A 5,380-nucleotide genomic window follows, 5' to 3' on the forward strand; every position below is an offset into this window, starting at 1 on the left:
TTCTTGAAGCCGACGCCGCCGGTCTCGTCGAGCAGCACGTCATGCGGGAAGGCATCGCCCAGCTGGTAGTCCGAGCCGCTCTCGGCAATGCCGTTGGCGATGCGCAGCGCCTGCCAAGCCTGGAGGTCGCCGCCCTCCCGCGCCACGCCGCCATAGACGCGCCTGACCGCCACGTCGCGAAAGCGCGTGTCGGCAAGCATGGTTGAATCGGAAACCGAAGCGCTTGAATCATCACCCCACGTGACAGCGACAAGCGTCTGGTCTTGCTTGGCAATCTCGGCCTTCGCCCTTAGCCGGTAAAGCATCAGCCGGCGCAGGAAGTCGTCGGCGATGTCGGTCCGGCACTCAAGCCGGAAACCGTCGTCGCCGGCACGGGAAATCAGGAAATCGAACAGGATCTTGCCCTGTGGCGCCAGCAGCGCGCCGGGTTTGGCCTCACCGGCGCCGAGCGCATCGAGATCGGTGGTAAGGATGTTCTGCAGGAAATGTTCGGCGTCCGGGCCTGAAACGGAAATGAGCGCGCGGTCATTAAGCAGGGCAAAGGGCATGGGCTGAAGTCGGCCTGATCTTGCAAAACTGTCGGCCTTTACGTAAGCCGACGACACTCCCCCCGCAAGAGATTGGACGCCCATGGCAACCACCTATGACCTCATCCTGACAGGCGGCACGGTGGTCAACCATGATGGCGAGGGCCGGCGCGATGTCGGCGTGAGCGCGGGGCGCATCGCCGCGATCGGCGATCTCGGCCAGGCCTCGGCCGGCGAGACGATCGACTGTTCGGGCCTGCACATCCTGCCGGGCGTCGTCGACAGCCAGGTGCATTTCCGCGAGCCGGGGCTGGAGCACAAGGAGGATCTGGAGACCGGCTCTCGCGCGGCGGTGCTGGGTGGCGTCACCGCCGTCTTCGAGATGCCCAACACCAATCCGCTCACCACCAGCGAGGCGGCGCTGGCCGACAAGGTGCGGCGCGCCACCGGGCGCATGCACTGCGATTTCGCCTTCTGGGTCGGCGGCACGCGCGACAATGCCAGCGATGTCGGTGAGCTCGAGCGGCTGCCGGGCGCGGCCGGCATCAAGGTGTTCATGGGCTCGTCCACCGGCGACCTCCTGGTCGAGGATGACGAGGGCGTCGCCTCGATCCTGAGGAACACGCGCCGCCGCTCCGCCTTCCATTCGGAGGACGAGTTCCGTTTGCGTGAGCGGCTTGGGCTGCGTGTCGAGGGCGATCCGTCGTCCCATCCGGTCTGGCGTGACGAGATCGCGGCGCTGCGTTGTACCGAGCGGCTGGTGCGCATCGCCCGGCAGACGCGTGCGCGCATCCATGTGCTGCACATCTCGACGGCCGAGGAGATCCTCTTCCTCGAACAGCACAAGGATGTCGCCACCTGCGAGGCGACGCCTCACCATTTGACGCTGACGGCTGACGATTATGCGCGGCTCGGCACGCTGATCCAGATGAACCCGCCGGTGCGCGCCGCGCGCCACCGCGACGGCGTCTGGCACGGCATCTCGCAAGGCATCGTCGACGTGCTGGGCTCCGATCATGCGCCGCACACGCTGGCCGAGAAGGCAAAGCCCTATCCGGCCTCGCCGTCGGGCATGACCGGCGTGCAGACACTGGTGCCGATCATGCTCGATCATGTAAATGCCGGCCGGCTCACCCTGCAGCGCTTCGTCGATCTCTCCAGCCATGGCCCGCAGCGCATCTTCGGCATGGCGAGGAAGGGCCGTATCGCCGCCGGCTACGATGCCGACCTCACTGTCGTCGACATGAAGCGCCGCGAGACCATCACCAACGCGCAGGCGGGCTCAAAGGCGGGCTGGACGCCCTATGACGGCCGCGAGGTCACCGGCTGGCCGGTGGGCACGATCATTCGTGGCACACGCGTCATGTGGGAAGGCGAGATCGTCAATCCATCTCAGGGCAGGGCGGTGGAGTTTTCCGAGGCGCTGCCGGCCTGAAATTCTCAATCCCCGGCGACGAAGAACATCCACTGGCCGGCGGGCGTGATGCCGACCCGGTAGAAGATGTAGGCGCCGAACTGCTTCATGTCGTCATAGTCGGTTGCCGTCACCAGTTTGAACAATTCGACCCGCTGCTTCGGGTCGAGCTTGTCCAGCGGCAGGGCGAAGAAATAGGGCCAGACATAGAGCTCTTGCGGCGTGCCGACGTCGACATGGACGTAGCCGGCGCTGAGCACCTCCTCCAGTATGGCGAGGATTTCCTGGCCATCGCTGTCGCCTGACAGGCCCTTGAGGAAGAGGATCGGGTCGCCCTCGATGTCGCTGAGCGACAATTGCACCATCTGATTGCCCTGGCCGATCAGAGGCCTCAGCTTCTCGATATCCCCGCTCTTGCAGGCCTCGACGATCAGGCCGTGCATGCGCTTCACCGGCTCCGGCAGCTTGCCGAGGTCGTAGATCACTTCGGGCGGCGGCGCGTCGGGGTCGGCGCGCGGACTGGTGATGCCGCCGCTTCCGGCCGGCACTTCCGGCTCGCTTCTGTCGCTGTCTTCGGCTGGTGGATTGTTGTCCGAGGGTTTGGATCCAAGGGGATCCGGCATCGGAACGGTGGTACCAGGCACCGCATCGTTGCTGACTGGCGGCGCGACCGGCGAGGGCAGGTCCTCGCGCTGGATCTCGCTGAGCGCATGGGAGGGCGTGCTGGCGAGGCAAAGCGCCAGGGGAATCGCGGCAAGGCTGGCGGCGATCCGGATGCTGAGGACCAGGCCGCGCGGCCGGCTCGACATCGAAAATCTCACCGCTTGTCTCTCCATGGTTCAGGGATTCGTAAGATGCCGTTCAGGACGACACCGAAAGCTGCCGGCCACGCAAGGCATGATATGCAGGCGCGCCGCCGTCAAAAAAGACCGATTGTTAGTGCTTCAGCCGTTCCGGTTCGAACGCGCCGGAGATGACCTTTTCCCGCATGCGGTCGAGCAGCGCGAGCGCGGAGGTTTCGCCATTGGCGCGCAGCATCTCGCCGAACGCGGTTTCCAGCGCCGCCTCGGCGATGATTTCCGGCTCGATGCCGGCCGACAAGCCTTCCGCCCAGGCCTCGTTGTGGCTCTCCACGGCGGTCAGGCGCTTTTCTTCCCTGACCAACGCGTCGATGTCGCTGACACCATGTTCCATTGCGATGTCCACCCTTTGCAAGCGGCGATCCGGCGAAGGATCGGGCTCGGCCCGTCAGTTTATGCGCAGCCTCGAATAAGTGTTTGTAAATACGACATTTTTGGGGTCGTGATCTACAAAGGCCCGCAGTTCCGGGCGAGGCTGTGCTCAATCCATTTCGAGCTTAGCCGATTAGACCATCTTGCGGCATCAAAACCTTCAGTTTGAGTTAATTCCGCATTCGCGCGCTAACGTTTCGTTAATACAGTTGCACAAGTGCAACACATGATTGCACCAAGGCGCGACCCGACACAATAAGGCGCGTCACATTGGCGGCGATTGCCGATGGGTTATCCACGCAAATGGCGACGGCTCGAGCAACGCCGATCGATCAATTCCCATAACGGGAAGCGATGTCGCGCGACAGCGTCTCGCCTTCCTTCATGTAGCGGGCGATGGCCTCGGTCGCCGAAGGCGTGCATTGCGTATAGGTGCCGCTGAAGGAGCGGTAGCCACGGTTGAAGGACGCGATGAAGCGTGCGCGCCGCTCAGGGGCGGGGTTTTCCGATTCCAGCAGCTTTTCCATCTCGGCCCGCCACTGGTCGCCCTTCTCGCCGCAGAGATTGCGCAGGAATTGCAGCGAGCCCAGCACCTCGGCCAACCGCATCAGCCCGGGCTCGAACGGCGACTCGGTGGCAAAAACCGGCCGCGCCGCAACGGTCATGCTGATGGCAAGGCATGCGGCAAGAAGGGACGAGGCGCGGATCATGAAGCTATGTGACCAAACAATCTGCTGTTCGCAAGGCGATTTTGGAGCGGGAAAGTTTGCGATAGCAGTTCCGAACTTGGCAAAAACCTCCGCGTCGTCATCCACGGGCGGAGCAAGGAGCGGAGCGACGCGGCGCAGACCCGAGGATCCATTCCGTTACCTTAAGGCGTTGCCACGGTACAGAATTTTGCACCGCTGCACCTCTCGCGCGAGGTAACGGCATGGATCCCGGGGTCTCCGCGACGGAGCTTCGCCCTGGGATGACGACACTGCGGAACCGAAATCATCGCGTCCACGAACCGGCCCCTAGCAGCCCTTCGGCCACTGAGAACACGTCGCCGGCAAGCGGCATCTTCGCCATCTCCGCCAGCGTGTAGAACGCCGCCGTCTCGGCATCGTCGGCGGCCACGGGTTCGCCGCCGGCATAGGTCGCGCCGAACACCGTCAGAAGATAGTCGACGGCATGATTCTCGCCACTGCCGTCGATATGGATGTCACGCAGCGGGCGGTAGTCAGTGGCCGCCAATCCCGTCTCTTCAAGCAATTCGCGCGCCGCGGCCTGCGCCAGCATTTCTCCGGCTTCGACCTTGCCTCCAGGGTAAGCGTAAAGCCCTTGCGATGGCGCCCGCGCCCGCTTGACCAGGAGCACGGTTCCGCCGCGAACGACAGCGACTGAGACAGCGGGTATGATCTTGCGTACTTCCATGGAGCGTCAACGCTACTCTCAGCCTGTTGTGGACCGATCGGTTGTGCTGAGCTTTACCGGTTGCGCGGGCAAGGTTCCATCGCCACTTTCAAGAACAACTCAGATCGAGCCGAGTTCATGTGCGGACGTTTTGCCCTGACCGCCACGCCGGACCAGACCGCCGCCTTGCTCGGGCTGGCGGAGTTGGAAGAATTTCCGGCCCGCTACAACATAGCGCCGACGCAGCCGGTGCTGATGGCGCTCGCCGGCCCGCAACGGGCGCCGGGCTCAAACCTGCCGGACCGCCAGACGATGCTGGTGCGCTGGGGCCTGATTCCGGCCTGGGTGAAGGACACAAGAGAGTTCCCGCTGCTCATCAACGCCCGCTCGGAGGGCGTGCTGGAAAAGGCCTCGTTCAAGACCGCGATACGCCATCGCCGCGCGCTCGTGCCGGCTTCCGGTTTCTACGAGTGGCAGCAATCGGGCAGCGGCAAGGGCCAGCCTCACTGGATTCGGCCGAAGCGCGGCGGTCTCATCGCTTTCGCCGGACTGGTCGAGACCTATGCCGAGCCGGGCGGCTCCGAGATGGATACGGGTGCGATCCTGACGACAGGCGCCAATCCCGGCATCGCTCATATCCACGACCGCATGCCGGTGGTGATCGAGGAGTCCGACTTTGCCCGCTGGCTGGATTGCCGCACGCAGGAACCGCGCGACGTGCTCGATCTCTTGAAGCCGGCCGGGCCGGATTTCTTCGAGGCAATTCCGGTTTCCGACCTTGTCAACAAGGTCGCCAACACCGGGCCGGAGAT

Annotated in this window: 6 protein-coding genes and 1 pseudogene; 2 read left to right on the forward strand and 5 right to left on the reverse strand. The window is 64.1% G+C overall.

The window, feature by feature from the left end; genetic code table 11:
* Positions 1–548: pseudogene (locus tag Q0L57_RS05370) on the reverse strand (folate-binding protein); the annotation flags it as partial.
* 82 nt (positions 549–630) lie between these two features.
* Between Q0L57_RS05370 and Q0L57_RS05375 the strand changes: the two are divergent.
* Positions 631–1,962, forward strand: coding sequence for a dihydroorotase (locus tag Q0L57_RS05375; RefSeq protein WP_296739127.1), 1,332 nt, complete (start codon positions 631–633; stop codon positions 1,960–1,962).
* A gap of 5 nt (positions 1,963–1,967) precedes the next feature.
* On the opposite strand, the gene Q0L57_RS05380 is transcribed toward Q0L57_RS05375, so the two are convergent.
* The 4 genes from Q0L57_RS05380 to Q0L57_RS05395 form a co-directional block, all read right to left on the reverse strand.
* Entirely contained in the window at positions 1,968–2,762 is a 795-nt protein-coding gene (locus Q0L57_RS05380) for a hypothetical protein (RefSeq protein WP_296739130.1), read from the reverse strand.
* 115 nt (positions 2,763–2,877) lie between these two features.
* On the reverse strand, positions 2,878–3,135 hold the full coding sequence (locus Q0L57_RS05385) for a hypothetical protein (protein WP_296739133.1): 258 nt from the start codon (positions 3,133–3,135) through the stop codon (positions 2,878–2,880).
* Positions 3,136–3,505: 370 nt separating this feature from the next.
* Complete coding sequence (locus Q0L57_RS05390; RefSeq protein ID WP_296739134.1) at positions 3,506–3,883, reverse strand: TIGR02301 family protein; 378 nt, start codon at positions 3,881–3,883, stop codon at positions 3,506–3,508.
* 283 nt (positions 3,884–4,166) lie between these two features.
* Complete coding sequence (locus Q0L57_RS05395) at positions 4,167–4,589, reverse strand: NUDIX domain-containing protein (protein ID WP_296739137.1); 423 nt, start codon at positions 4,587–4,589, stop codon at positions 4,167–4,169.
* A gap of 117 nt (positions 4,590–4,706) precedes the next feature.
* Here Q0L57_RS05395 and Q0L57_RS05400 point away from each other — a divergent pair.
* The coding region (locus Q0L57_RS05400; protein WP_296739139.1) for an SOS response-associated peptidase at positions 4,707–5,380 on the forward strand (674 nt) is incomplete at its 3' end.

This window comes from Mesorhizobium sp., assembly GCF_024509055.1.
Taxonomy (GTDB): Bacteria; Pseudomonadota; Alphaproteobacteria; order Rhizobiales; family Rhizobiaceae; genus Mesorhizobium.

Coding starts and splice junctions, on each gene's coding strand:
- Q0L57_RS05375 (WP_296739127.1), top strand. CDS start 631: ATGGCAACCACCTATGACCTCATCCTGACAGGCGGCACGGTGGTCAAC.
- Q0L57_RS05385 (WP_296739133.1), bottom strand. CDS start 3,135: ATGGAACATGGTGTCAGCGACATCGACGCGTTGGTCAGGGAAGAAAAG.
- Q0L57_RS05390 (WP_296739134.1), bottom strand. CDS start 3,883: ATGATCCGCGCCTCGTCCCTTCTTGCCGCATGCCTTGCCATCAGCATG.
- Q0L57_RS05395 (WP_296739137.1), bottom strand. CDS start 4,589: ATGGAAGTACGCAAGATCATACCCGCTGTCTCAGTCGCTGTCGTTCGC.